The organism is Streptomyces sp. BR1 (assembly GCF_052373795.1).
GTDB lineage: Bacteria > Actinomycetota > Actinomycetes > Streptomycetales > Streptomycetaceae > Streptomyces.
In genome coordinates this window covers 5,889,605-5,912,049 of sequence record NZ_CM126252.1, presented here as the reverse complement: position 1 = coordinate 5,912,049, position 22,445 = coordinate 5,889,605, and the positions used below count along the sequence as shown (strand labels likewise).

Sequence of the window (22,445 nt, the reverse complement as noted above, 5' to 3'; positions counted from 1 at the left end):
GCTTCCCGAGGAGGCCCGCGAGGACGCGGCCAGGGGAGCGGTCTGTGTGCTCATCGGGCATCTCCGGCGGTGACGAGGGCGGCAGCGGAGGCGGACGCGTCGGCGGAGGCCGCGGCCTCGGCTTCGGAGAAACGGCGTCCGGCGTACCGCAGATAGACGTCGTCGAGGGAGGGCCGGGCGACGGTGGCCGACGCGACGGCCGCCCCGGCCCGCTCCAGCGCGCCGAGCAGCGCGGGCACGGCGGCGGCGCCGTCGTCGGCGCGGGCGCTGACCCGGCGTCCGTCGATCAGGATCTCGTGCACACCCGGCAGCCCGCCGAGCGCGTCGCGCAGCAGCCGACCGGAACCGCCGCCCACCGCCTCGCGCAGCTCCAAGTGCACGGCATCCCCGCGCAGTTCGCCCTTGAGCTCGTCGGGGGTGCCTTCCACTACCACCCTGCCCCGGTCGACGATGGCGATGCGCTCGGCGAGCCGGTCGGCCTCTTCGAGGTAGTGGGTGGTGAGCAGGATCGTCAGCCCCTCGTCCCCGGCGAGCCGGGAGATCTCCTCCCACATGGCGGTGCGGGCCTCGGGGTCGAGCCCGGTGGTCGGCTCGTCCAGGAACAGGACCTCGGGCCGATGGACGAGCCCGAGCGCCACGTCGAGGCGGCGCTGCATCCCACCCGAGTAGCCCTTGACGACGCGCTGGGCGGCGTCGGCGAGGTCGAACCGTTCGAGCAGCTCGTCCACGCGCCGGGTCAGGGCCGCGCCCCGAAGCCCGTACAACCGGCCCTGGAGCCGCAGGTTCTCGCGTCCGGTGGCGACCGGGTCGGCCCCGGACCGCTGGGCGACGACCCCGATCGCGCGCCGCACCCGGTCGGGGTGGCGCAGCACATCGTGTCCGGCGACGGTCGCGGTGCCTGAGTCGGGGCGGGCGAGGGTGGTGAGGATCTTGACGGTGGTGGACTTGCCGGCGCCGTTCGGCCCGAGCAGCCCGAAGACCGTACCGGCCTCGACGGCGATCTCCATCCCGCTGAGCGCGGTGACGTCACCGGGATACGTCTTGACGAGGTTGCGCGCCTGGACCGCGGGCGCTTGTGTGTTCATGACGGGGGCTCTCCTGTGGTGAGCGTGGGGTCGGGTACGACGGACCGATCCACGTGAGAGCGCCGGGCTATCCTTGGTGTGCCGCACCTCGATCGCCTGGCCTGCCACGTTGTGGGCCCGGTCCGGGGTTCGAACCCCGGTGGATGCTGCTGCAACAGCGTTCGCCGGGGTTTTCTTTTTTGTTCTCCTCGCGCGTCAGCTACTCGCGGGAGTGGTCCTCATCCTCCAATTCCCGCCATTCGGCGGGGACTTCACCGGTCGCGTGCCACTGGCGCCAGCCCGCGACGCCGCTGAGCGTGCCGTCCGCGATCTCCTTGCGGAACCCGCGGACCCACTCGGTCTCGGCCTCGGTCATATGGAGCTGGTACTCGGTCTCCACCAGGAAGATCCGGGGCAGCGTCTCGCTCAGCTTGCCCAGGACCGCCCGGGTCGCGGCGGCCCGTACCTCCAGCGTGCTCAGACGCTGGTCGAGCAGTTCCATGACCTCGTCGGGCGGCAGCACCCCCAGGAGGGAGAGCGCCGTCTCGAAGATCGGGAACTCGTGCACCGGCACGGAGATGATGTCGGCCATCCAGTCGGCCATCTCCTCGCGCCCGGCCGCGGTGAGCGCGTACAGCGTCCGCTCGGGCCGGTTGCCCTGCCGCTGCACCTCGGCGACCTCGACGAAGCCGTGCTTTTCGAGGTTCTGGACGACGGTGTACAGCGATCCGTAATTGATCTTGATGCTGTACTCCTTGCCGCGTCGGCGCAGAGTCTGGGCGATCTCGTACGGGTGCATGGCCGCGCGCTCCGAGAGCAGCACCATCACGGCCAGCGCCAGCGGATTGCGGAGCTTGCGCCGTCCGGTCGCCACAGCCATCACCTCGCCTCCGAATACTCGTCAACGAACATATCGCGAGTTGGATCGTCCGTCAACCACGACATATCGCGTCGTGGGTCCAGGCGCGCGCTCACAACGCGTACACAACAAGGTGGCCCCCGCCGGACGCATCCGACGGGGGCCACCCGTTACGTACACCTGCCTGCGTCAGCCCACCGAGCTGTACGCCACCACTCCCCTGAGCAGCCCGTCGACCGCCTTGCGGGCGTTCTTGGCGACCGTGCTGCCCGCCGAGGTGCCCGGGGCGGCCGCCGCGATCTGGCCCAGTACGTCGATGACCTGCTTGCACCAGCGCACGAAGTCGCCCGCGGGCATCTCCGCCTCGCGCAGCACCTCGTCCAGGCCCTGGCCCGAGGCCCACTGGAAGGCCGCCCAGGCGAAGCCGAGGTCGGGCTCGCGCTGGCCGACACCCTCCGCCTGGTTGATCTTGTGGTCCTCCTCCAGCGCGTCGAGGCGGCCCCAGATGCGGACCATCTCGCCGAGCGCCGCCTTGGCCGCGCCGGAGGGCAGCTTGGGCGCCACCGCGTCGTCTGCCTGGCGGGCCTCGAACACCAACGCCGAGACGCACGCGGCCAGTTCGGCCGGGCTCAGGCCCTCCCAGACGCCGGCGCGCAGGCACTCGCTGGCCAGCAGGTCCAGTTCGCCGTAGAGCCGGGCGAGGCGGCGGCCGTGCTCGGTGACCTCGTCGTCGCGCAGATAGTCCAGCTCGGTGAGGAGCGCCACGATCCGGTCGAAGGTGCGGGCGATGGTGTTCGTCCGCCCCTCGATGCGCCGCTCCAGCTGCTGGGTGTCGCGCTTGAGCCGGTAGTAGCGCTCGGCCCAGCGCGCGTGGTCCTCGCGCTCGTCGCAGCCGTGGCACGGGTGCGCCCGCAACTCCGCGCGCAGCCGCGCGATCTCGCGGTCGTCGGCGGCCTCGGCGCGGCCCCTGCGGTGCCGCTCGGGCACGATGTGGCCCGCCTTGGTGCGCAGCGCGGAGGCGAGGTCGCGACGCGACTGCGGGGAGCGCGCGTTGAACGACTTCGGGATGCGCATCCGCTCGACCGCTTCCACCGGCACCGGGAAGTCGATGGAGGCGAGCCGCTTGACCTGCCGCTCCGAGGTCAGCACCAGCGGGCGCGGCCCGTCGTGCTGGTCGAAGCCGCGGTGGCCGTTGGAGCGCCCGGCCGGGATGCCCGGGTCGAGCACCAGCGCGAGCCCGGCGAACTTGCCGGTCGGCACATGGATCACATCGCCGGGCTTCAGCTTCTCCAGCGAGGCGGCGGCTGCGGCCCGCCGCTGGTGGGCGCCCTGCTTGGCGAGCTCCGTCTCGCGGTCCTTGAGGTCACGGCGCAGGCGCGCGTACTCCTCGAAGTTCCCCAAGTGGCAGCTCATACCCTCCTGGTAGCCCTCCAGGCCCTCCTCGTTGCGCTGCACCTGACGGGAGATGCCGACGACGGACTTGTCCGCCTGGAACTGCGCGAAGGAGGTCTCAAGGAGCTCGCGCGAGCGGTGCCGCCCGAACTGCTCGACCAGGTTCACCGCCATGTTGTACGACGGCTTGAAGCTGGAGCGCAGCGGATACGTACGGGTGCCGGCCAGGCCCGCGAGCGCGCCCGGGTCCATACCGCGCTGCCACAGCACCACGGCGTGGCCCTCGACGTCGATGCCGCGCCGCCCGGCCCGGCCGGTGAGCTGGGTGTACTCGCCGGGCGTGATGTCGGCGTGCTGTTCGCCGTTCCACTTGACGAGCTTCTCCAGGATCACGGTCCTAGCGGGCATGTTGATGCCCAGCGCCAGCGTCTCGGTGGCGAACACGGCCTTCACCAGGCCCCGTACGAACAGCTCCTCCACGACCTCCTTGAAGGTCGGCAGCATGCCCGCGTGGTGGGCCGCGATGCCGCGCTCCAGGCCCTCCAGCCACTCGTAGTACCCGAGGACGTGCAGGTCCTCGCCGGGGATGGAGGCGGTGCGCTCCTCGACGATCTCGCGCACCTTGTGGCGCGCCTCCTCGTCGTTGAGCCGAAGGCCCGCGTACATGCACTGCTGGACGGCGGCCTCGCAGCCCGCCCGGCTGAAGATGAAGGTGATCGCGGGCAACAGGCCCTCGGCGTCGAGCCGTTCGATGACCTCGGGGCGGCCCGGCGTCCAGATCCGGGAGCGCTGGCGCCGCTCGCGCTCGCGGTCGGCCTCGCGGACCATCTTGCCGCGTCTGCGGTCGCGCGGGTTGTACGTCTTCTGGTTCTCCATCCGGGCCATGCGCAGCAGGTCCGGGTTGACCTCGCGCCGGGCGCCGCCGCGGCCGCCGTGGTCGGTGGACTCCTCGAAGAGGTCGTACATCCGCCGCCCGGCCAGCACGTGCTGCCACAGCGGAACGGGGCGCTCCTCGGCGACGATCACTTCGGTGTCGCCCCGGACCGTGTCCAGCCAGTCGCCGAACTCCTCGGCGTTGGAGACGGTCGCCGAAAGCGAGACCAGCGTCACCGACTCGGGCAGGTGGATGATCACCTCTTCCCAGACGGCGCCCCGGAAGCGGTCGGAGAGGTAGTGCACCTCGTCCATGACCACATGGCCGAGGCCGAGCAGCGACTGGGAGCCCGCGTAGAGCATGTTGCGGAGGACCTCGGTGGTCATCACGACCACCGGCGCCTCCGAGTTGACGCTGTTGTCGCCGGTGAGCAGGCCGACCTTGTCCGCGCCGTACCGCTTGACCAGGTCCGCGTACTTCTGGTTGGAGAGCGCCTTGATGGGCGTGGTGTAGAAGCACTTGCGGCCCTGGCTCAGGGCCAGGTGGACGGCGAACTCGCCGACGATGGTCTTGCCGGAGCCGGTCGGGGCGGCCACGAGCACACCCTTTCCGGCTTCGAGTGCCTGGCAGGCCTCGATCTGGAAGGGGTCCAGATCGAAGTCGTACAGGTCGCGGAAGGGTGCGAGCGCGGTGGCCTGCTCGGCGGCGCGGAGCCGGGCAGCTGCGTACGCTTCGGCTGGTGAGAGGTCCTCTGTCATCTTGTCTTCGAGCCTACCCGCCCCCTCTGACAGAGGTCTCGATCTTTATCCGGGAGCGGTCCCGGCCTGCGGTTCCTGTACGGGGGCCAGTACCCGCACCGCACCGCGCACACACTCGGCGGTCAGCGGCAGGCCTCCGAGCGGCTCCCCGTCCGCGTATCCGGTGACCTGCGGGGCGTCGAGCGTGATCGAGGCCGCCCGGTAGGTGGTGACCTTCGGGTGGCTCAGGTGCGTGCCCTTGTAGACCTTCGGGAAGACCTTGACCAGGGTGGCGCGCGAGCAGTCGCCGACGACGGTGATGTCGAAGAGCCCGTCGTCCATGACCGCGTCCGCGCAGATGCGCATACCGCCGCCGTACGACGACCCGTTGCCGACCGCGACGAGCGTCGCCTCGATCTCGCGGACCTCGCCGCCGTCGAGCGTGACGCGGTACGGGATGGGCTTGAAGGCCGCGAGTTCGGCGACCATCGCCAGGTCGTACTTGAAGCGGCCGGTGGGCCAGCGCATCCGGTTGCCCCGGTCGTTGACCCGGGAGTCGAAGCCGGAGGCGAGGACGGTCCCGAACCAGGAGTTCCCGGCCCGACCGAGGTCGATGTCGCGGATCTCGGCGCCCTTGAGGGCGTCGGCGGCGAGCCGGCCGGCCGCCGCCGGTTCGCGGATCGGCAGCCCGAGCGCGCGGGCGAAGTCGTTGCCGGTGCCCACCGCGACCACGCCGAGCGGGGTGCGGGTGCCCGCGACGGCTTGCAGGGCCAGGTTGACCATGCCGTCGCCGCCGACGGCTATGAGGGCTCCGGTGCCGCCCGCGACGGCCTCGCGGGCGCGGCGCAGCGCGTCGTGCGCGTCCTCGCCGAGCACCGTGCGCACGGAGAATCCCGCGGCCCGCAACGCGGAAGCGGCCGGCTGCGCGGCGTGCGCGCCCCGGCCGCGTCCCGCGGTGGGATTGACGAACAGAGTGATCTCGCTGGTCACTGAGGGTCCCCCCGGACAGAGTCGGACGGAAGGACCCTACAAGACGCCGTCCTGCGCAAGATCAGGTGATGTCGTCGTACCCGTTGACCCTGTTGTTGGAGCGGCCGCCGTCGGCCTGCTCGGGCAGCGCCGGTGTGGTCACCGGCTCGATCTCGCCGACGTCCTCGGGCGTGAGGTCGAGCTCGGAGGCCTCGTCGTCGGCGGGCCCGGAGTCCCGGCGCTCCTGGCGTCGCTTGTCGTTGAGGATCGCGATGCCGACGGCCACGAAGTAGAGCAGCACGATCGGGGCCGCGAGCGACAGCATCGACACCGGGTCGACGGTCGGGGTCGCGAACGCCGCGAAGATCGTGACGCCCATGATCATGCCGCGCCACCAGCCCAGCATCCGGCGGCCGGTGAGCACTCCGCCGAAGTTGAGCATGATCAGGAAGAGCGGCAGCTCGAAGGAGAGGCCGAAGACGACGATCATCCGCAGCACGAGGTCGATGAGCTCGTTCAGCGGGAGCAGGTTCAGCGCGCCGTCGGGGGTGAACTCCAGGAGCACCTTCGCCGCGGCGGGCAGTACGTGGTAGGAGAACCAGCCACCGGCGACGAAGAGCGGGAAGCCCGCCGCGACGAAGCCGAGCGAGTACTTCTTCTCGTTCTTGTGCAGGCCCGGGGCGACGAACGCCCAGAGCTGGTAGAGCCAGATCGGGCTGGCCGCGACCACGCCCGCCACCAGCGACGTCTTGATCATCAACGTGAACGGCGACATCAGGCCGGACATCGTGACGTTGCCGCAGTGGTCCTTGCTGTCCTTCTTCGCGAGCGCGTCGAAGGCTTCCTTGCAGCCGACGGACTCCCTGACCGGCTTGATGATCAGGTCGACGATGTCCTTGTAGTAGAACGCCGCCACCACGGCGCAGACAAGGATCGCGAGAACCGCCTTCGCGAGCCGGTTGCGCAGCTCACGGAGGTGGTCCGAGAGAGGCATCCGCCCCTCCGGGTCCCTCTGCTGTTTGCGGGCAGACTTCAGCAACCCACGTCCTCATCTCGTGCGGCAGGCCACCCCTTGGTGAGGAGCGCCTGCTGGGGCCCAGGTGTCAGCGGGTGGAGTCGGTCGGCTCGGTGACGGGACGCGAGCTGCTGACGTCGCCGGGGGCCGACTGGATGGTGCGCTGGACCGGCGGCTGCTCGCCCGGGTGCGGCGGGTCGGCGGGGGCGGTCTGCTGGCCGTCCGACTTCATCGCCTTGGCCTCGCTCTTGAGGATGCGGGCGGACTTGCCGAGCGACCGAGCCATGTCCGGAAGCTTCTTCGCGCCGAACAGCAGGACGACGACCACGAGGATGAGAATGATCTCGGGGGCTCCGAGCCTTCCGAACATAACCTTTTACCTTCTCACCGAGGCGACATGGGGTGGGGCTGCGTATGACGGCCGGACTGATGTCCGACCGGTTGCGTACAGCGATCGTAACGCGCAGGGGTTAACGCTGGGCAATCCCCGTGCGTACTCCCGTACACGGCCCACTGCCTCGCTCCGTGGCCCGCGCATTGAAGCGTACCCAACCGCACGGACGGACAGGAGTACGCACCGTCAGCGCAAGGTCTCCGAGGTGGCCGAGAGTTCAACTGCGGCGCGCTCCAGGTCCTCGGCGGCGCTGTTGATCTTCCGTGTGGTGTCGGCCACTTGACGGCCGAGCCGCTGCGCCTCGACGAAGACCTTGATCGCGAGGACGCCGAGGACGGCGATGGTGAGGAACCCGAGGGCGATGGCGGTCATCGGCCAGAACATGAACACAGACCCTAGACGGTGGAGTGGAGGCGGAGGGTGCGCACGCCGCCGCCGGTGAGCAGTTCGACGATGCGCTCACCGGCCGGTTTACGCACGGCCGAGCCGCACTCGGGGCAGGTGAAGGAGTAGAAGGTGGTGCGGCGGCTGGCGCCGATCGCGAGGCGCAGGGCGCCCGCGGCCAGCTCGAAGCGGGCGCGGCAGTCGGGGCAGGCGGCCTTGAAGAGGACCGACTGGACCGCCGACACCTGACGCGAAATACCGGGCATTACCGACATGGTCCGCTCCTCTCCTCAGCTCTGTCCGTCGTACGCGCTCGGTCCCTCGTACGCCGCGAGCGCCGCCCGGGCCGCGCTGCGCGCACTGTGCGCCAGCTCGTCCGGCGCCACGATCCGGCCGTCCGGGCCGAGCCGCAGCGCGAGTCGGCGCAGCGACGCCGGGTCCGGCGTGCGCAGCGTGATCCGCAGGCCCCCGTCCCCCAGCTCCTCGGCACTGTCGTGCGGGTAGTACTCGGCGACCCAGCGCCCGCCGGGCCCGACCTCGACGATCACCTCGGGGTCCTCGGCGGACGGCTGCACAAGGCCCTCCGACAGATCGCGCAGCTCCAGCTCGGGCGGCGCGGCCGGTTCGTCGAGCAGTCGGATTTCGGCCACCCGGTCCAGACGGAAGGTGCGCCGGGCCTCCGAGGTCCGGCACCACGCCTCCATATAGGTGTGGCCGACGGCGAAGAGCCGGATCGGGTCGACCTCGCGCTCGGTGAGCTCGTCGCGCGCGGGCGAGTAGTAGCGCAGCCACAGCCTGCGCCGCTCCGAGATCGCCCGGTCGACGTCCGCGAAGACCCCGCCCTCCGACTCGAAGGTCACCGAGAGCCGGGAGCTGGCGCCCGCCGCCTCCCCGGCCGCCGCCTCCAGCTTGGCGGTGGCGCGCAGCAGGGCCTGCCGGTCGCCCTCGCGCAGCCCCGGCAGCGTCGCGACCGCGCGGGCGGCGACCAGGAGCGCGGTCGCCTCGTCGGCGGCGATCCGCAGCGGCTCGGCCGCCTCGGCGCCCAGAGCGCCGGGATTGCGCCACCAGATGCGGTCGCCGTCGGTGTCGATGTCGAGCAGGTCGCCGCCGCGGAAGCTGGTGCCGCACATGGGCAGCACGTCGAGGTCCGAGATCAGCTCGTCCTCGGTGATCCCGAAGGCGCGGGCGACATCGGCGACGTGCGCCCCGGGCCGCTCGCGCAGATATGTGACGAGCGACAGCATGCGGCGCGTCTGGTCGATGGCGTTGGCAGCCATGTCGTAGGTCCCCCTCAGCCCTTGGCCACGGCGCGCAGCCGCTCCACCACGTCGGCCCGCAGATCCGCGGGCTCCAGCACGACCACATCGGGGCCGAACTCCACGAGCCAGGCGTCCAGCCCGTGCCCGTACGGAATCTCCAACTCGTCCCACCCGTCGCCGAGTTCGCGCGTCGAGGTGGCCCGCGAGCGCAGCGGGTAGCCGGCCCCGGCGCGCAGCCTGATCCGCGCGGAGCGGGTGGCGGTCTCGCCCGCCCAGCTCTCCACGGTCTCGCGCACGGTCACCACGTCCGGCACCGGCGCGGTGAAGGCCGCGGCCCGCGAACGCACCTTTCCGGTGATCCGGGAGAGCCGGAAGACCCGCTCGGCGCCCCGGTCGCGGTCCCAGCCCGCCAGATACCAATGGCCCCGCCAGCACTCAAGCGTCCACGGCTCGACATGGCGCGCCTCGGGGCGTACGGCGGTGGCCTTGCGGTACTCGAAGACGACCGGGCGGCGGTCGCGGCAGGCCAGCATCAATGGCTCGAAAGCGGCCTCGTGGACCGGGATGCGTGGCTCGATCGCGCTGTGCTCATACGGATTGTCGGCTTCCGGCATTCCGGCGGCGCGCAGCTTCTGCAGTGCGCCGCTGGCCGCGCCCGCGAGCCGGGCCTGCTGCCAGACCCGGGCGGCCAGCCCCAGGGCGGCGGCCTCCTCCGCGTCGAGCTGTACGGGCGGCAGCCGGTTGGAGTCGCGGCGGGCCAGATAGCCGGTCTCGCCGTCCAGGTTCTCCACCGTCTCGATGACCAGGCCGAGTTCGCGCAGATCGTCCTTGTCGCGCTCGAACATCCGGTTGAAGGAGTCGTCGTTCCCGGCTTCCAGATAGGCCTCAATGGAACCGCGCAGCTCGCGCTTGCTGAGCGGACGGCGCGTCCCCAGCAGACACAGCGCCAGGTTCATCAGCCGCTCGGCCTTGGCAATCGCCATCGACGCCCTTCGCCTCTTCTCGTATCCGCGGAGCGGCACCGCTGCTCCCGACCGTTGACCGTACCGTCCCGGGGTGTCGTGGCAAAAGCCGAGGGCCCATGCCAGACGGCATGGGCCCTCGGTGTGATCGGGTGTGATCAGACAGCGATCAGGTCGCAGACGAAGATAAGCGTCTCGCCCGGCGCGATCAGGCCACCGCCGGCGCCGCGCTCCCCGTAGGCCAGGTGCGCGGGAATCGTGAGGCGGCGGCGACCGCCGACCTTCATGCCCTGGATGCCCTTGTCCCAGCCCTGGATGACCTGGCCGGCACCGAGCTGGAACTGCAGCGGGTTGCCGCGGTTCCAGGAGGCGTCGAACTCCTCGCCGGTGGAGAAGGCCACACCGACGTAGTGGACCTTCACATAGTCGCCGGCCTTGGCCTCGGCGCCGTCACCCTCCCAGATCTCCTTGATCTCAAGGTCCGCCGGCGGCTCGCCCTCAGGGAAGTCGATCTCGGGCTTGTCGATGCTCACTGAACTGCTCCTCTTGACTACGTACAGGGCAACCCGGACAGTCTTACATCTTCACCGTCAGGTCTTGGCCAACGCCTCGATCAGGTCTTGGCGAGGATGTCGATCGAGAAGACCATGGTCGAGTTGGCCGGGATGCCCGACTGCTCCTTGTCGCCCAGACCCTGGTCCGGCGGGATCACCAGCATGATCCGGCTGCCGACCTTCTTGCCGATCAGACCGGCCTTGAGGCCCTTGAGGGTGAGGTTCGGCAGCGCGAACGTCTGGGTCTTGCCCTGGTCGTAGGTGCTGTCGAACTTCTTGCTGTCCTTCCACAGGAAGCCCTCGTACGCGAGCACCAGGCTGTCCGTGTCCTTCACCACGTCCCCGTCGCCCTCCAGGACGTAGTTGGAGACGAGCTTCTTGGGCGCGTCGCCCTTGGGGATGGTCAGCGAGGGCGCCTTGCCGTCGGTGTTGGTGCCCACCTTCGGCAGGCTGGTGTCGTCCTGCGCGACCTCCTTGCCCTTGGCGGCGGTCGGGATCGTGGTCGACTTCACGATGTCGACGACGAAGACCAGCGTCGCGTTGGGCTTGATGTCGCCCTGGCCCTGGGCGCCATAACCGAGCTCCGGCGGAATGCCGATCTCCACACGGCTGCCGACCTTCTGGCCCTCCAGGCCCTGGTCCCAGCCCTTGATGACCTGGCCGGCGCCGAGCGTGAGCGTGAACGGCTCCTTCCGGTCGAAGCTGTTGTCGAACGGCTTGTCCGAATCCCAGGCCTGGCCCAGGTAATTCACGGAGACGGCGTCGTTCTTCTTGAGCGGCGCGCCCTTGCCCTCGCTGATGACATTCACCTTGAGGGACTTGGTCGGGGTGCCGTCGCCCTTGGAGAGCGTCGGCTTCTCCCCGAACTTGGCGCCCGCGGTGATGGCGGGCAACCCGTTCTTCATCGAAGCGGAGTCGGAGGTGGAGTCGGAGCCCTTGTTGTCGCTTCCACACGCGGCTGTCGCAAGCAACAGCAGGGGGACGGCGAGCAGGCCGGCAAGTCGGCGCACGTGTTCCTCAGATCTCAGACGGCACAGTAGTTTGCCCGCCACTCTAAAGCGTGCGACGGGCCCCGTACGAGGAACGTACGGGGCCCGTGTTCGCGTTGCTCGGTCGCATTCGGTCACATACCGGCGATGAGCTTCTCCACCCGGTCGTCGACGGAACGGAAGGGGTCCTTGCACAGAACAGTGCGCTGCGCCTGGTCGTTGAGCTTCAGATGCACCCAGTCGACCGTGAAGTCCCGGCGCTGCTCCTGCGCCCGGCGGATGAAGTCGCCGCGCAGCCGGGCCCGAGTGGTCTGCGGGGGCACGGACTTGCCCTCGAAGATCTTCAGGTCGTTGCAGATCCGGGCCGCCTGCCCCTTCCTCTCCAGGAGGTAGTACAGCCCGCGCCGGCGGTGGATGTCGTGGTACGCGAGGTCTATCTGGGCGACCCGCGGATGCGACATGGTCATGTTGTTCTTCGCCCGGTACCGCTCGATGAGCTTGTACTTCATCACCCAGTCGATCTCGGTGCCGATCCGGTCGAGGTCCTCGGCCTCGATCGCGTCGAGGGTGCGGCCCCACAGCTCCAGGACCTGGTCGACGGTGCCGGTGCGGATGCCGCGGCGCTCCACGAAGTCCACGGCCTTCTCGTAGTACTCGCGCTGCACCTCAAGGGCGGAGGCCTCGCGGCCGCTGGCCAGGCGCACCTTGCGCTGGCCGGTGATGTCGTGCGAGACCTCGCGGATGGCCCGGATCGGGTTCTCCAGGGTGAGGTCGCGCATCACCGTGCCCGCCTCGATCATGCGCAGCACCAGGTCGGTGGCGCCGACCTTGAGCAGCATGGTCGTCTCGGACATGTTGGAGTCGCCGACGATCACATGCAGGCGCCGGTAGCGCTCGGCGTCCGCGTGCGGCTCGTCCCGGGTGTTGATGATCGGACGGGAGCGGGTCGTCGCGGAGCTGACGCCCTCCCAGATGTGCTCCGCGCGCTGGCTGACGCAGTAGACCGCGCCACGCGGGGTCTGCAGGACTTTGCCCGCGCCGCAGATCAGCTGACGGGTGACCAGGAACGGGATGAGAATGTCCGCGAGCCGGGAGAACTCACCATGACGTGCCACGAGATAGTTCTCATGGCAACCGTAGGAGTTTCCCGCCGAATCGGTGTTGTTCTTGAAGAGATAGACGTCGCCCGCGATTCCCTCCTCGTGCAGGCGGCGCTCGGCGTCGACGAGCAGGCCTTCGAGAATGCGCTCGCCCGCCTTGTCGTGGGTGACCAGCTCGGTCACGTTGTCGCACTCGGGTGTTGCGTATTCCGGATGCGAACCCACGTCGAGGTAGAGGCGGGCGCCGTTCCGCAGGAAGACGTTGCTGCTGCGGCCCCATGACACAACACGGCGGAAGAGGTAGCGCGCCACTTCGTCAGGAGACAGTCGGCGCTGTCCCCTGAACGTGCACGTGACGCCGTACTCGTTCTCCAGCCCGAAAATGCGGCGGTCCATGACTGAACATTACGCCCGATGCCCTCAGCTGAAACCGGGTTCGACAGCACGGGTTGGATCATTTTCGGCAACGCCCACGACGCTTTGTGTACGCCCGTCAGCTGCGAGGACCCGCTGGGTCGCGAGCAGTACGAGCAGGGCGGCCGCCCCGCCCGCGCCCGCGACGGCGAAGCTCGCGGCGGTGCCGCCGAGTTCGACGGCGGGCCCGGCCACCGCCGTACCGAGCGCGGTGCCGACGCCGAACGCCGTCACCAGCCAGGAGAACGCCTCGGTCACGGTGCCGCGCGGGGCGTGCCGGTCCACCACGATGAACGCGCAGGCGATGCACGGTGCGAGGAAGACGCCGGAGAGCATCGCGAGCGCCGCCATCGCCACAACGCCCGGCACCAGCATCAGCGGCAGATACCCCACAGCGAGCAGCGCGACGAGCGATTTCAGCCGTTTCTCGGGAGTTCCCGACCACTGACGTGCCCCGTACACGAGACCGCCGAGCAGCGCGCCCAGACCGTTGGCCGCCATCAGCCAGCCGTAGATCGCGTCCCGGCCGTGGTCGTCGGCGTAGGCGGACGAGGCCACGATGATCGCGCCGAGCGCGAGCCCGACGAAGAAGAACGACCCGAGGAGCGCGAGCAGCCCCTTGGAGCGCAGTGCGCCCAGCCAGTGCGCCTCGCGCGGGGCCGAGCGCCAGGCGCGGGACGGCTCCGACAGGACCACCGAGAGCGCGCCGAGCACGCCCAGCGCGTTGATCGCCAGCAGGGCGGTCGCGGGCGACCAGAGGGCGATGCCGAGGGTGACCAGCAGCGGGCCGACCGTGAACATCACCTCCTGGGCTATCGCGTCCATCGCGTACGCGGTGTGGACCTGCTCCTCACGGGTCAGGACGCTGGGCCACAGCGCCCGCAGACCGCCCTCCAGGGGCGGGGTGCAGAACCCCGCGACCAGCATCGCGGCATACGCCACCGCGACCGGCTCGATGCCGACGAACGCGAGCCCGGCCATGCCGAGCGCGCTGGCCAGCGACGCCGGAAGCATCACCCTGGGCTGCCCGTACAGGTCGACGGCCCGCCCGAGCAGCGGCTGCCCGGCCGCCGTCGCGAGCCCGTACACCGCCGTCAGCGCGCCCGCGAGCGAGTAGCTGCCGCCCTCGGCGCGCACGAACAGGACCACCGCGATGGCGGCGGTGGCGTTGGGCAGCCGCCCCGTCAGTGTCCCGACGAGCAGCCGGGCGGCGTGCCGCGTCCGGAGGATCTCCAGATATCCCGCCGCCATGATCGCCCTTCGGTTGGATTAGTTGTACGTATAACGTTCGGGGTCATACGTACCATGGCCACATCCCCGGGGTCCACCCCGGAACACTGGGGGATCGGGTCCGGCCCGGACCGGTCAGCAACGTACGACAGCCCCCGGAGGCATCCGTGAGTACCCAGCCGACCAGCCGGGACGTCGCCCGCGCGGCAGGGGTCTCGCAGGCCACCGTCTCCCTCGTCCTCGGCGACAAATGGCGCGGCCGCGTCTCCGAACGCACCGCGGGGCTGGTCCGCGAGGCCGCCCGCGAACTCGGCTACCGGCCCAACCTCGCCGCCCGCAGCCTGCGCCTGGGCCGCACCAGGACGGCGCTCCTGGTGGTCCCCGCGCTCACCAACGAGTTCTTCGCCCGCGTGTACTCCGGCGCCGCCCGCGTCGCCGCCGAACACGACTTCGGCGTCGTGCTCTACCCCTCCCCCGACGGCATCGGCCGCGCCCGCGACCCCTTCGACTCCGCCCGGGCCGCCCTCGACGGCGTCATCGCCTCCTCCATGGCCGCCGACGCGCTCGCCGCCCTCCAGGGCACCGGCCTGCCCCTGGTCATGCTGGACAGCGACCCCGCCGAACCCGGCCCCGCCGCCCGCGTCAACCTCGACATCGCCGACGGCATACGGCAGGTGACGGGCCATCTGCTGGGCCTCGGCCACCGCCGCTTCGTCCATCTCGCCTCGGCGGTCGACTCCTGGACCTTCGCCGTACGCGCCCGGGCCCTCAGCGAGGCCCTGCGCCACTCCCCCGACGCCGAGGTCCGCACCGTCCCCTCCGCACTCGCCGTCGACGCCGCCCGCCAAGCCGCCGAACAGGCCCTCACCGCACCCGGCCCCCGGCCCACCGCGCTCATCTGCGACGACGACATCCTCGCCGCCGGCGCCTGCAAGGCCGCCCGCCGGCTCGGACTGCGCATCCCCGACGACATCTCGGTGGCCGGATTCGACGACCTCGCCCTCGCCACCGCGCTCGAACCCGAACTCACCACCGTCCAACTCCCCGCCGAACAGGTCGGGGAGCGGGGCATGGCCGCACTGCTCGCCGTGCTCGAAGGCCGCGAGCCGGAGACGGGCGACCTGCCGGTCAGCCTCGTCGTACGCGGCTCCACGGCCCCGCCCGCGCCCTGAGCGCAAAAGGCCCGCGCCCCGCCGTACGAAACGGCAGGGCGCGGGCCCCTACGTCAACAGCGAGCCGGAGAAGGCCTATTCGTCGTTCTCCTCGTTGTCCGACGGCACCTCGGTCGGCTCGGCGCTCGCCTCCTCGGTCTGCAGCAGCCGGGACAGCTGGCGGCCCACGATGCGCTTGAACTTCCGCTGCTGCGGCCGCGTACGGTCGAGGACCGCGACCTCAAGGCGCTCCGCGGGGATCTCCCGCTCGGCCCCGTTGGTCTGGTTCGACAGCGCCTGCACGGCCAGCTTCAACGCCTCCGCCAACGACATGCCGTCGCGGTGGCGCTGGTCCAGGAACGTGCCGATCTGCTCCGCGTTGCCGCCGACCGCGACCGAGCCGTGCTCGTCCACGATCGAGCCGTCGTGCGGCAGCCGGTAGATCTGGTCCTCCTCCGGCGTACCCCCGACCTCGGCGACGACCAGCTCCACCTCGTACGGCTTCTCGCCGACGCTGGAGAAGATGGTGCCCAGCGTCTGGGCGTAGACGTTGGCCAGACCGCGGGCCGTCACATCGTCACGGTCGTAGGTGTATCCACGCAGGTCCGCGTAGCGCACACCGCCGATCCGCAGGTTCTCGTACTCGTTGTACTTGCCGGCGGCCGCGAAGCCGATCCGGTCGTAGATCTCGCTGAACTTGTGCAGCGCGCGGGACGGGTTCTCACCGACGAAGACAATGCCGTCGGCGTACTGCAGCACGACCAGGCTGCGGCCGCGCGCGATGCCCTTGCGGGCGTACTCGGCACGGTCGGCCATGGCCTGCTGGGGTGAGACATAGAACGGCGTCGACACCGGCTATCCGTACCTTTCTGTCAGTGGCGGGGTCGTCATCAGGGGGCCTCGGTCTCCGGGGCCTCAGAGCAGCGCGGCACGCGGGCCGTCGGGCTGCTCCAGACGACGCTCCAGGATCGAGCGGGCGATCTCGGAGGACTCCGCATCGGTCAGCCGCCGGAAGCCCTCGTCGCTGATGACGGTGACGATCGGATAGATCCGGCGGGCCACATCGGGACCACCGGTCGCCGAGTCGTCGTCCGCCGCGTCATAGAGCGCCTGGACCACCAGGGTGGTGGTCTGCTGCTCGGTCAGATCGTCGCGGTAGAGCTTCTTCATGGAGCCCCGGGCGAAGATCGACCCGGAGCCGGTGGCGGCGAAGCCGTGCTCCTCGGAACGGCCGCCGGTGACGTCGTACGAGAAGATCCGGCCCTTCTCGCGGTCCACGTCGTACCCCGCGAAGAGCGGGACCACGGCCAGGCCCTGCATGGCCATGCCGAGGTTGCTGCGAATCATGGTGGAGAGCCGGTTGGCCTTGCCCTCCAGCGAGAGGGTGGCGCCCTCGACCTTCTCGAAGTGCTCCAGCTCCAGTTGGAAGAGCTTGACCATCTCCACGGCGAGACCGGCGGTGCCGGCGATGCCGACCGCCGAGTACTCGTCGGCCGGGAAGACCTTCTCGATGTCGCGCTGGGCGATCATGTTGCCCATCGTCGCCCGGCGGTCACCGGCGAGCACGACGCCGCCGGGGAACGTGGCGGCGACGATGGTGGTGCCGTGCGGGGCCTCCACATGCCCCTGCACCGGCGGCAGGCTCCGCTTGCCGGGCAGCATCTCCGGCGAGTGCTCGGACAGGAAGTCCATGAACGAGGACGAGCCCGGCGTCAGGAAGGCAGCTGGTAGACGCCCTGTGCCACGAGTGTTGGCTTCCACGAGTTTCCCTCCAGGTAGGCGGCAGCCCGACGAACTGTGTCGGGATCGTCTCCCAACTTGCCGATGGCCGAATTGCAGTTGAAGCACCGTACGCCAGGGACCTTACCCGTCCCGTGGCGGTGATCCACATGAACGGCGAGGGCAGAAAGGCGGGTTGGGCACGCCGGGTGCCGCCCTTCGGAAGGGAACCGTCGTTCCCTCACACACACCCCCCGCCGTTCACATGCGTGGACTACTGTCCACCCTTCTGAACGAAGGAGCGCACGAAGTCCTCCGCGTTCTCCTCCAGGACGTCGTCGATCTCGTCCAGCACCGAGTCGACATCGTCGGACAGCTTCTCGTGCCGTTCCTTCAGATCGTCCGAAGCCTGCGCGTCCTGGGCCTGCTCCTCGACCTCCTCGGTCGAGCGCGTGGCCTTCTGCTGTCCGCCGCCGGTGTCCTTGGTCGCCATCTACCTCACCCCGCTCGGTTCGATGTCCTTGATCAGACCCTACAAGCAGGGTCTGACATCGGCCCCGCACTTGGTGGAACGTGCGGGGCCTACCTCTGTGTTTCCCACGCCGCCGAGTTTTCAGCCGCCGCTCAGCCGCCCGACAGCACCCGGACCAGATCCTCGGCCGTCCGGCACCGGTCAAGGAGCTCCTTGACGTGATTACGCGTTCCGCGAAGCGGTTCCAGGGTTGGGACGCGCTGGAGCGAGTCGCGGCCGGGCAGGTCGAAGATCACCGAGTCCCAGGAGGCCGCGGCCACGTCGTCCGCGTACTGCTCGAGGCAGCGGCCGCGGAAGTACGCCCTGGTGTCCTCCGGAGGCTTCGTACCGGCCTCCAGGACCGCCGGCTCGTCGAGCAGGCGCTTCATCTTGCCGCGGGCCGCCAGGCGGTTGTAGAGGCCCTTCTCGGCCCGTACGTCGGCGTACTGGAGGTCGACGAGGTGCAGGCGCGCCGCGTCCCAGTCGAGGCCGTCGCGGCGGCGGTAGCCCTCCATCAGCTCCCGCTTGGCGATCCAGTCGAGCTCCCCGGCCAGGCTCATCGGGTCGGTCTCCAGACGGCCCAGGACGTCCTCCCAGCGGACCAGGACGTCCTTGGTCTGGTCGTCGGCGTCGGCCCCGAACCGCTCCTCCACGTATTTGCGCGCGAGCTCGAAGTACTCCATCTGGAGTTGTACGGCGGTCAGCGTGCGGCCGCTGCGCAGCGTGACGAGGTGGCGCAGGTCGGGGTCGTGGGAGACCTGGTGGAGGGTGCGTACGGGCTGGTCGACGGCGAGGTCGACGTTGATGAAGCCGTCCTCGATCATGGACAGGACGAGCGCCGTCGTGCCCAGTTTCAGGTACGTGGAGATCTCCGAGAGGTTCGCGTCGCCGATGATCACGTGCAGGCGGCGGTACTTCTCGGCGTCGGCGTGCGGCTCGTCCCGGGTGTTGATGATGGGCCGCTTCAGGGTGGTCTCCAGGCCCACCTCGACCTCGAAGTAGTCGGCGCGCTGGCTGATCTGGAAGCCGTGCTCATGGCCGTCCTGGCCGATGCCGACGCGTCCGGCGCCGGTGATGACCTGGCGCGAGACGAAGAACGGGGTGAGGTGGCGCACGATGTCCGAGAACGGGGTCTCCCGCTTCATCAGGTAGTTCTCGTGCGTCCCGTAAGAGGCGCCCTTGTTGTCGGTGTTGTTCTTGTAGAGGTGGATCGGCTGGGCGCCGGGCAGTTGGGCGGCGCGTTCGGCCGCCTCGGCCATGATGCGCTCGCCCGCTTTGTCCCAGAGCACCGCGTCGCGCGGGTTGGTGACTTCCGGTGAGCTGTACTCGGGGTGGGCGTGGTCGACGTAGAGCCGTGCCCCGTTGGTGAGGATGACGTTGGCGAGGCCGATGTCCTCGTCGGTGAGCTGGCTGGAGTCGGCGGCCTCGCGGGCGAGGTCGAAGCCGCGGGCGTCCCGCAGCGGGTTCTCCTCCTCGAAGTCCCAGCGGGCGCGGCGCGCCCGGTGCATCGCCGCCGCGTAGGCGTTGACGATCTGGGACGAGGTGAGCATGGCATTGGCATTGGGGTGGCCGGGGACGGAGATGCCGTACTCCGTCTCGATGCCCATTACTCGCCGTACGGTCATGCGGCCCTCCTTGCCCGGCGGCGCTCCCCTCCGGGAGCGGCGCTCAAGTACCGCTGTTTCTCCGGTGCGTGTGCGGTGCCCGTCCCCGCACTGCGCGACTCGGCGGTACGGAAGAGCCTAGAACGCCTTTGCGCTGGTGGGGAGATCAATTCCGTCATTGCTCTTGGTCTGTCTGTGGCCTGTTTTTGGCCGGAAAAGCAGTCGGCTGCGGATGCCCGGTCGGGCACCCGCAGCCGCCCTGTGTTCTACAGGTACTGACCGGTGTTGGCCACCGTGTCGATGGAGCGTCCGGTGTCCGCGCCCTGCTTTCCGGTGACAAGGGTGCGGATGAACACGATCCGTTCGCCCTTCTTTCCGGAGATACGGGCCCAGTCGTCGGGGTTGGTGGTGTTGGGCAGGTCCTCGTTCTCCTTGAACTCGTCCACGCAGGCCTGGAGGAGGTGGGAGACGCGGATGCCCTTCTGGTTCTGGTCGAGGAAGGCCTTGATGGCCATCTTCTTGGCCCGGTCCACGATGTTCTGGATCATGGCGCCGGAGTTGAAGTCCTTGAAGTACAGGACTTCCTTGTCGCCGTTGGCGTAGGTGACTTCGAGGAAGCGGTTTTCTTCCGTTTCCGCGTACATCTGCTCGACGACGGACTGGATCATCGCGTGTGCCGCGGCGTCCTTGGAGCCGCTGTGCTCGGACAGGTCGTCCGCGTGCAGCGGCAGCGAGGCGGTGAGGTACTTGGCGAAGATGTCCCTCGCCGCCTCCGCGTCCGGGCGCTCGATCTTGATCTTCACATCGAGCCGGCCGGGGCGCAGGATGGCCGGGTCGATCATGTCCTCGCGGTTGGAGGCGCCGATGACGATGACGTTCTCCAGGCCCTCCACACCGTCGATCTCGGCGAGCAGCTGGGGGACGATGGTGTTCTCCACGTCCGAGCTGACGCCGGATCCGCGGGTGCGGAAGAGCGATTCCATCTCGTCGAAGAAGACGATGACGGGGGTGCCCTCGCTCGCCTTCTCCCGGGCACGCTGGAAGACGAGGCGGATGTGCCGCTCGGTCTCGCCGACGTACTTGTTGAGGAGCTCGGGGCCCTTGATGTTGAGGAAGTAGCTCTTCCCCGCGGGCTGGCCGGTCACCTCGGCGACCTTCTTGGCCAGCGAGTTGGCGACGGCCTTCGCGATCAGCGTCTTGCCGCAGCCGGGCGGGCCGTAGAGCAGGATGCCCTTGGGCGGCCGCAGTTCGTGTTCCTTGAAGAGGTCGGGATAGAGGTACGGGAGCTCGACCGCGTCGCGGATCATCTCGATCTGGCCGCCGAGGCCGCCGATCTTGTCGTAGTCGACGTCCGGGACCTCTTCGAGGACCAGTTCCTCGACCTCGCTCTTGGGGACCACTTCGTAGACGTAGCCGGAGCGCGGTTCGAGCAGGAGGGCGTCGCCGGGGCGGATGGTGATGTCCAGGAGCGGCTCGGCGAGCCTCACCACCCGTTCCTCGTCGGTGTGCCCGACCACCAGGGCGCGCTCGCCGTCCTCAAGGATCTCCTTGAGGGTGACGATGTCCCCGGCGCGCTCGAACTCCATGGCCTCGACCACGTTGAGCGCTTCGTTGAGCATGACTTCCTGGCCGCGCCTGAGCTCGTCGAGCTCGACGCTGGGGCTGACGTTCACCCGGAGCTTGCGGCCCCCGGTGAAGATGTCGGCGGTGCCGTCCTCGTTGGACTGCAGGAAGACACCGAAGCCGGCCGGCGGCTGCGCGAGCCGGTCGACCTCCTCCTTGAGGGCCACGATCTGGTCCCGGGCCTCGCGGAGGGTGTTGGCGAGCCGCTCGTTCTGCGCGGACACGCCCGCCAGGTTGGTCTGCAGCTCGACGATCCGCTCTTCGAGAATCCTCGTATGACGCGGAGAGTCGGCGAGCTTGCGTCGCAGGACGGCGATTTCCTGCTCTAGATAGGCAACCTGGCCGGCTGGGTCCTCAGACCCCCGCCCCGGCCGGATGCCGCGGTTGATGTCGTCGTCGTGGGCTGCCACGGTCCTCACCTCCTCCAAGGGGAGCTGGACGCTTCCTGACCCTACCTGGGCGGGTGGTGATTGAAACCCCTAGATCACAAAGACTGCGGGGTGTGTCCGATCTTCACCCTTGCGCTCTCCCTCACGCCAGGGGAATACCCACCCATCAACATCGGAAAGCGGGCGGTTGTATCGTCGAGTCGGTCAACACCCGTCAGGACTGGTGCCGATTGCTCGGCGGTCCCCCGGGTGGGACACCTGAAAGAACACAGCACCGCGCAGGAACGGCAGGCGACATGAACGACGCTCTTGAGGTCTGGATCGACCAGGAGCTCTGCACCGGCGACGGGATCTGTGTCCAGTACGCGCCCGAGGTCTTCGAGCTGGACATCGACGGGCTGGCCTATGTGAAGAGCGCCGACGACGAGCTGTTGCAGGAACCGGGGGCGGTGACCCCGGTGCCGCTGCCGCTGTTCCAGGACGTCGTGGACTCCGCGAAGGAGTGTCCGGGCGACTGCATTCACGTACGACGGGTTTCGGACAGGGTCGAGGTGTACGGACCCGACGCCGACTGAGACGGCTGCCTACGCGCGCCGGGACCGTATGCGACTAATCCGGGACAGTACGTGACGGATCAGGCACCCAGCGCCTGGGACTGGATGCTGCGGACGAACTTCCCGCCCTGCCAGCGCCACTTGGCCTGCTGCTCCTGGTCGGGGCAGCAGCGCGGCACGCTCGGTGACGAGTAGCCGTACAGGGTGGCCGTGACGGCTCCCTCGCGGATGGCCAGCGCCGAGACGGTGAGCTTCTCGCGGGGGTCGGTCAGGGTGGCCACCAGGCGCGGCGGGGCGCCTTTGACGGCGGGCCGCGTCAGTACGTAGACGCCGCTGGGCGGGGTGCCCGAGCCCGCGTCGCAGTGGACGACCGCCACGGTCTCCGGGATGCCGTCGCCGTCGAGGTCGCCGGAGGCCTGCGCGGCGATCTTGATTCCCACCGGCCCGCACTGGAGCGGGAAGACGACCGCCGAGGCGTCCGGGGCGGGCGCGGACTGCACGACCGCTCCGGCGGCCGGTGCCGGTGTCTGGGACGCCTTGGCGGCGTCCGGTTGCAGCCAGCCGGCCAGGGCCACGACCCCGGCCATCGCGGCGGCCGTGGCCAGCCAGTGCACCGGGCGGGCGTGGGTGTGCGCGAGCTCGGGGACGGCGGCAGTCTGCACGCGGGAGGTCTCCTGTGAAGGGCGGCGCGGGTGTGG

The 22,445-nt window shown here is 69.6% G+C and carries 22 protein-coding genes and 1 pseudogene; 2 read left to right on the top strand and 21 right to left on the bottom strand.

Annotated features, from left to right (window positions below):
• Window positions 1–50 precede the first annotated feature (50 nt).
• The 14 genes from ACT1U9_RS25865 to ACT1U9_RS25800 form a co-directional block, all read right to left on the bottom strand.
• A complete protein-coding gene (locus ACT1U9_RS25865; RefSeq protein WP_444535040.1) occupies window positions 51–1,085 on the bottom strand; it encodes an ATP-binding cassette domain-containing protein in 1,035 nt (344 codons plus the stop codon).
• 199 nt (window positions 1,086–1,284) lie between these two features.
• Window positions 1,285–1,944, bottom strand: a complete 660-nt coding sequence (locus ACT1U9_RS25860; protein ID WP_444535039.1) for a PadR family transcriptional regulator — start codon at window positions 1,942–1,944, stop codon at window positions 1,285–1,287.
• Window positions 1,945–2,112: 168 nt separating this feature from the next.
• A complete protein-coding gene (locus ACT1U9_RS25855) occupies window positions 2,113–4,947 on the bottom strand; it encodes a DEAD/DEAH box helicase (protein WP_444535038.1) in 2,835 nt (944 codons plus the stop codon).
• A gap of 45 nt (window positions 4,948–4,992) precedes the next feature.
• A complete protein-coding gene (locus ACT1U9_RS25850) occupies window positions 4,993–5,916 on the bottom strand; it encodes a diacylglycerol kinase (protein ID WP_444535037.1) in 924 nt (307 codons plus the stop codon).
• A 61-nt stretch (window positions 5,917–5,977) separates the two neighbouring features.
• Window positions 5,978–6,934 carry a twin-arginine translocase subunit TatC gene (tatC, locus tag ACT1U9_RS25845; protein ID WP_444535036.1) on the bottom strand — a complete coding sequence of 319 codons (957 nt, stop codon included), beginning with the start codon at window positions 6,932–6,934 and terminating at the stop codon, window positions 5,978–5,980.
• Window positions 6,935–6,998: 64 nt separating this feature from the next.
• Window positions 6,999–7,280: a Sec-independent protein translocase subunit TatA gene (gene tatA / locus ACT1U9_RS25840; RefSeq protein WP_444535035.1), complete on the bottom strand. Its 282-nt coding sequence runs from the start codon at window positions 7,278–7,280 to the stop codon at window positions 6,999–7,001.
• A gap of 210 nt (window positions 7,281–7,490) precedes the next feature.
• On the bottom strand, window positions 7,491–7,688 hold the full coding sequence (locus tag ACT1U9_RS25835; RefSeq protein ID WP_188271639.1) for a hypothetical protein: 198 nt from the start codon (window positions 7,686–7,688) through the stop codon (window positions 7,491–7,493).
• Window positions 7,689–7,699: 11 nt separating this feature from the next.
• Window positions 7,700–7,963, bottom strand: coding sequence for a hypothetical protein (locus tag ACT1U9_RS25830; protein WP_444535034.1), 264 nt, complete (start codon window positions 7,961–7,963; stop codon window positions 7,700–7,702).
• 15 nt (window positions 7,964–7,978) lie between these two features.
• On the bottom strand, window positions 7,979–8,965 hold the full coding sequence (locus tag ACT1U9_RS25825; protein WP_444535033.1) for a helix-turn-helix transcriptional regulator: 987 nt from the start codon (window positions 8,963–8,965) through the stop codon (window positions 7,979–7,981).
• A 14-nt stretch (window positions 8,966–8,979) separates the two neighbouring features.
• A complete protein-coding gene (locus ACT1U9_RS25820; protein WP_444535032.1) occupies window positions 8,980–9,930 on the bottom strand; it encodes a helix-turn-helix transcriptional regulator in 951 nt (316 codons plus the stop codon).
• Window positions 9,931–10,067: 137 nt separating this feature from the next.
• Complete coding sequence (locus ACT1U9_RS25815) at window positions 10,068–10,442, bottom strand: FKBP-type peptidyl-prolyl cis-trans isomerase (protein ID WP_444535031.1); 375 nt, start codon at window positions 10,440–10,442, stop codon at window positions 10,068–10,070.
• Window positions 10,443–10,522: 80 nt separating this feature from the next.
• On the bottom strand, window positions 10,523–11,473 hold the full coding sequence (locus ACT1U9_RS25810; RefSeq protein ID WP_444535030.1) for an FKBP-type peptidyl-prolyl cis-trans isomerase: 951 nt from the start codon (window positions 11,471–11,473) through the stop codon (window positions 10,523–10,525).
• 113 nt (window positions 11,474–11,586) lie between these two features.
• Window positions 11,587–12,948: a Pup--protein ligase gene (gene pafA / locus ACT1U9_RS25805; protein ID WP_053723508.1), complete on the bottom strand. Its 1,362-nt coding sequence runs from the start codon at window positions 12,946–12,948 to the stop codon at window positions 11,587–11,589.
• A 24-nt stretch (window positions 12,949–12,972) separates the two neighbouring features.
• A complete protein-coding gene (locus ACT1U9_RS25800; protein ID WP_444535029.1) occupies window positions 12,973–14,217 on the bottom strand; it encodes an MFS transporter in 1,245 nt (414 codons plus the stop codon).
• A gap of 146 nt (window positions 14,218–14,363) precedes the next feature.
• Here ACT1U9_RS25800 and ACT1U9_RS25795 point away from each other — a divergent pair, with 146 nt between their 5' ends.
• Complete coding sequence (locus ACT1U9_RS25795) at window positions 14,364–15,368, top strand: LacI family DNA-binding transcriptional regulator (RefSeq protein WP_444535028.1); 1,005 nt, start codon at window positions 14,364–14,366, stop codon at window positions 15,366–15,368.
• Between the two features lie 75 nt (window positions 15,369–15,443).
• Here the strand turns inward: ACT1U9_RS25795 and prcA are convergent, their stop codons facing one another.
• The 6 genes and pseudogenes from prcA to arc form a co-directional block, all read right to left on the bottom strand.
• On the bottom strand, window positions 15,444–16,199 hold the full coding sequence (gene prcA / locus ACT1U9_RS25790) for a proteasome subunit alpha (protein ID WP_444535027.1): 756 nt from the start codon (window positions 16,197–16,199) through the stop codon (window positions 15,444–15,446).
• 63 nt (window positions 16,200–16,262) lie between these two features.
• Window positions 16,263–17,108, bottom strand: a complete 846-nt coding sequence (gene prcB, locus ACT1U9_RS25785; protein ID WP_444535026.1) for a proteasome subunit beta — start codon at window positions 17,106–17,108, stop codon at window positions 16,263–16,265.
• Window positions 17,060–17,257 (bottom strand): annotated as a pseudogene (locus ACT1U9_RS25780) (endonuclease domain-containing protein); the annotation flags it as partial. The pseudogene ACT1U9_RS25780 and the gene prcB, both read right to left, overlap by 49 nt.
• A gap of 83 nt (window positions 17,258–17,340) precedes the next feature.
• A complete protein-coding gene (locus ACT1U9_RS25775) occupies window positions 17,341–17,559 on the bottom strand; it encodes a ubiquitin-like protein Pup (protein WP_181794039.1) in 219 nt (72 codons plus the stop codon).
• Window positions 17,560–17,690: 131 nt separating this feature from the next.
• The gene (gene dop, locus ACT1U9_RS25770; protein WP_444535025.1) at window positions 17,691–19,202 is read right to left on the bottom strand and encodes a depupylase/deamidase Dop; all 1,512 of its coding nucleotides are present in this window, start codon (window positions 19,200–19,202) and stop codon (window positions 17,691–17,693) included.
• Between the two features lie 245 nt (window positions 19,203–19,447).
• Entirely contained in the window at window positions 19,448–21,214 is a 1,767-nt protein-coding gene (arc, locus tag ACT1U9_RS25765; protein ID WP_188271649.1) for a proteasome ATPase, read from the bottom strand.
• A 275-nt stretch (window positions 21,215–21,489) separates the two neighbouring features.
• Here arc and ACT1U9_RS25760 point away from each other — a divergent pair, with 275 nt between their 5' ends.
• On the top strand, window positions 21,490–21,768 hold the full coding sequence (locus ACT1U9_RS25760; protein ID WP_444535024.1) for a ferredoxin: 279 nt from the start codon (window positions 21,490–21,492) through the stop codon (window positions 21,766–21,768).
• 59 nt (window positions 21,769–21,827) lie between these two features.
• On the opposite strand, the gene ACT1U9_RS25755 is transcribed toward ACT1U9_RS25760, so the two are convergent.
• On the bottom strand, window positions 21,828–22,409 hold the full coding sequence (locus ACT1U9_RS25755) for a hypothetical protein (protein ID WP_444535023.1): 582 nt from the start codon (window positions 22,407–22,409) through the stop codon (window positions 21,828–21,830).
• Between the last annotated feature and the right edge of the window lie 36 nt (window positions 22,410–22,445).

What these genes read in the sequence shown, in the direction of transcription:
- tatA (WP_444535035.1), bottom strand. Translation starts at nt 7,280, where the DNA reads ATGTTCGGAAGGCTCGGAGCCCCCGAGATCATTCTCATCCTCGTGGTC.
- ACT1U9_RS25825 (WP_444535033.1), bottom strand. Translation starts at nt 8,965, where the DNA reads ATGGCTGCCAACGCCATCGACCAGACGCGCCGCATGCTGTCGCTCGTC.
- ACT1U9_RS25800 (WP_444535029.1), bottom strand. Translation starts at nt 14,217, where the DNA reads ATGGCGGCGGGATATCTGGAGATCCTCCGGACGCGGCACGCCGCCCGG.
- dop (WP_444535025.1), bottom strand. Translation starts at nt 19,202, where the DNA reads ATGACCGTACGGCGAGTAATGGGCATCGAGACGGAGTACGGCATCTCC.
- ACT1U9_RS25865 (WP_444535040.1), bottom strand. Translation starts at nt 1,085, where the DNA reads ATGAACACACAAGCGCCCGCGGTCCAGGCGCGCAACCTCGTCAAGACG.
- pafA (WP_053723508.1), bottom strand. Translation starts at nt 12,948, where the DNA reads ATGGACCGCCGCATTTTCGGGCTGGAGAACGAGTACGGCGTCACGTGC.
- ACT1U9_RS25835 (WP_188271639.1), bottom strand. Translation starts at nt 7,688, where the DNA reads ATGTTCTGGCCGATGACCGCCATCGCCCTCGGGTTCCTCACCATCGCC.
- ACT1U9_RS25855 (WP_444535038.1), bottom strand. Translation starts at nt 4,947, where the DNA reads ATGACAGAGGACCTCTCACCAGCCGAAGCGTACGCAGCTGCCCGGCTC.
- ACT1U9_RS25830 (WP_444535034.1), bottom strand. Translation starts at nt 7,963, where the DNA reads ATGTCGGTAATGCCCGGTATTTCGCGTCAGGTGTCGGCGGTCCAGTCG.
- ACT1U9_RS25820 (WP_444535032.1), bottom strand. Translation starts at nt 9,930, where the DNA reads ATGGCGATTGCCAAGGCCGAGCGGCTGATGAACCTGGCGCTGTGTCTG.
- ACT1U9_RS25760 (WP_444535024.1), top strand. Translation starts at nt 21,490, where the DNA reads ATGAACGACGCTCTTGAGGTCTGGATCGACCAGGAGCTCTGCACCGGC.
- ACT1U9_RS25860 (WP_444535039.1), bottom strand. Translation starts at nt 1,944, where the DNA reads ATGGCTGTGGCGACCGGACGGCGCAAGCTCCGCAATCCGCTGGCGCTG.
- ACT1U9_RS25775 (WP_181794039.1), bottom strand. Translation starts at nt 17,559, where the DNA reads ATGGCGACCAAGGACACCGGCGGCGGACAGCAGAAGGCCACGCGCTCG.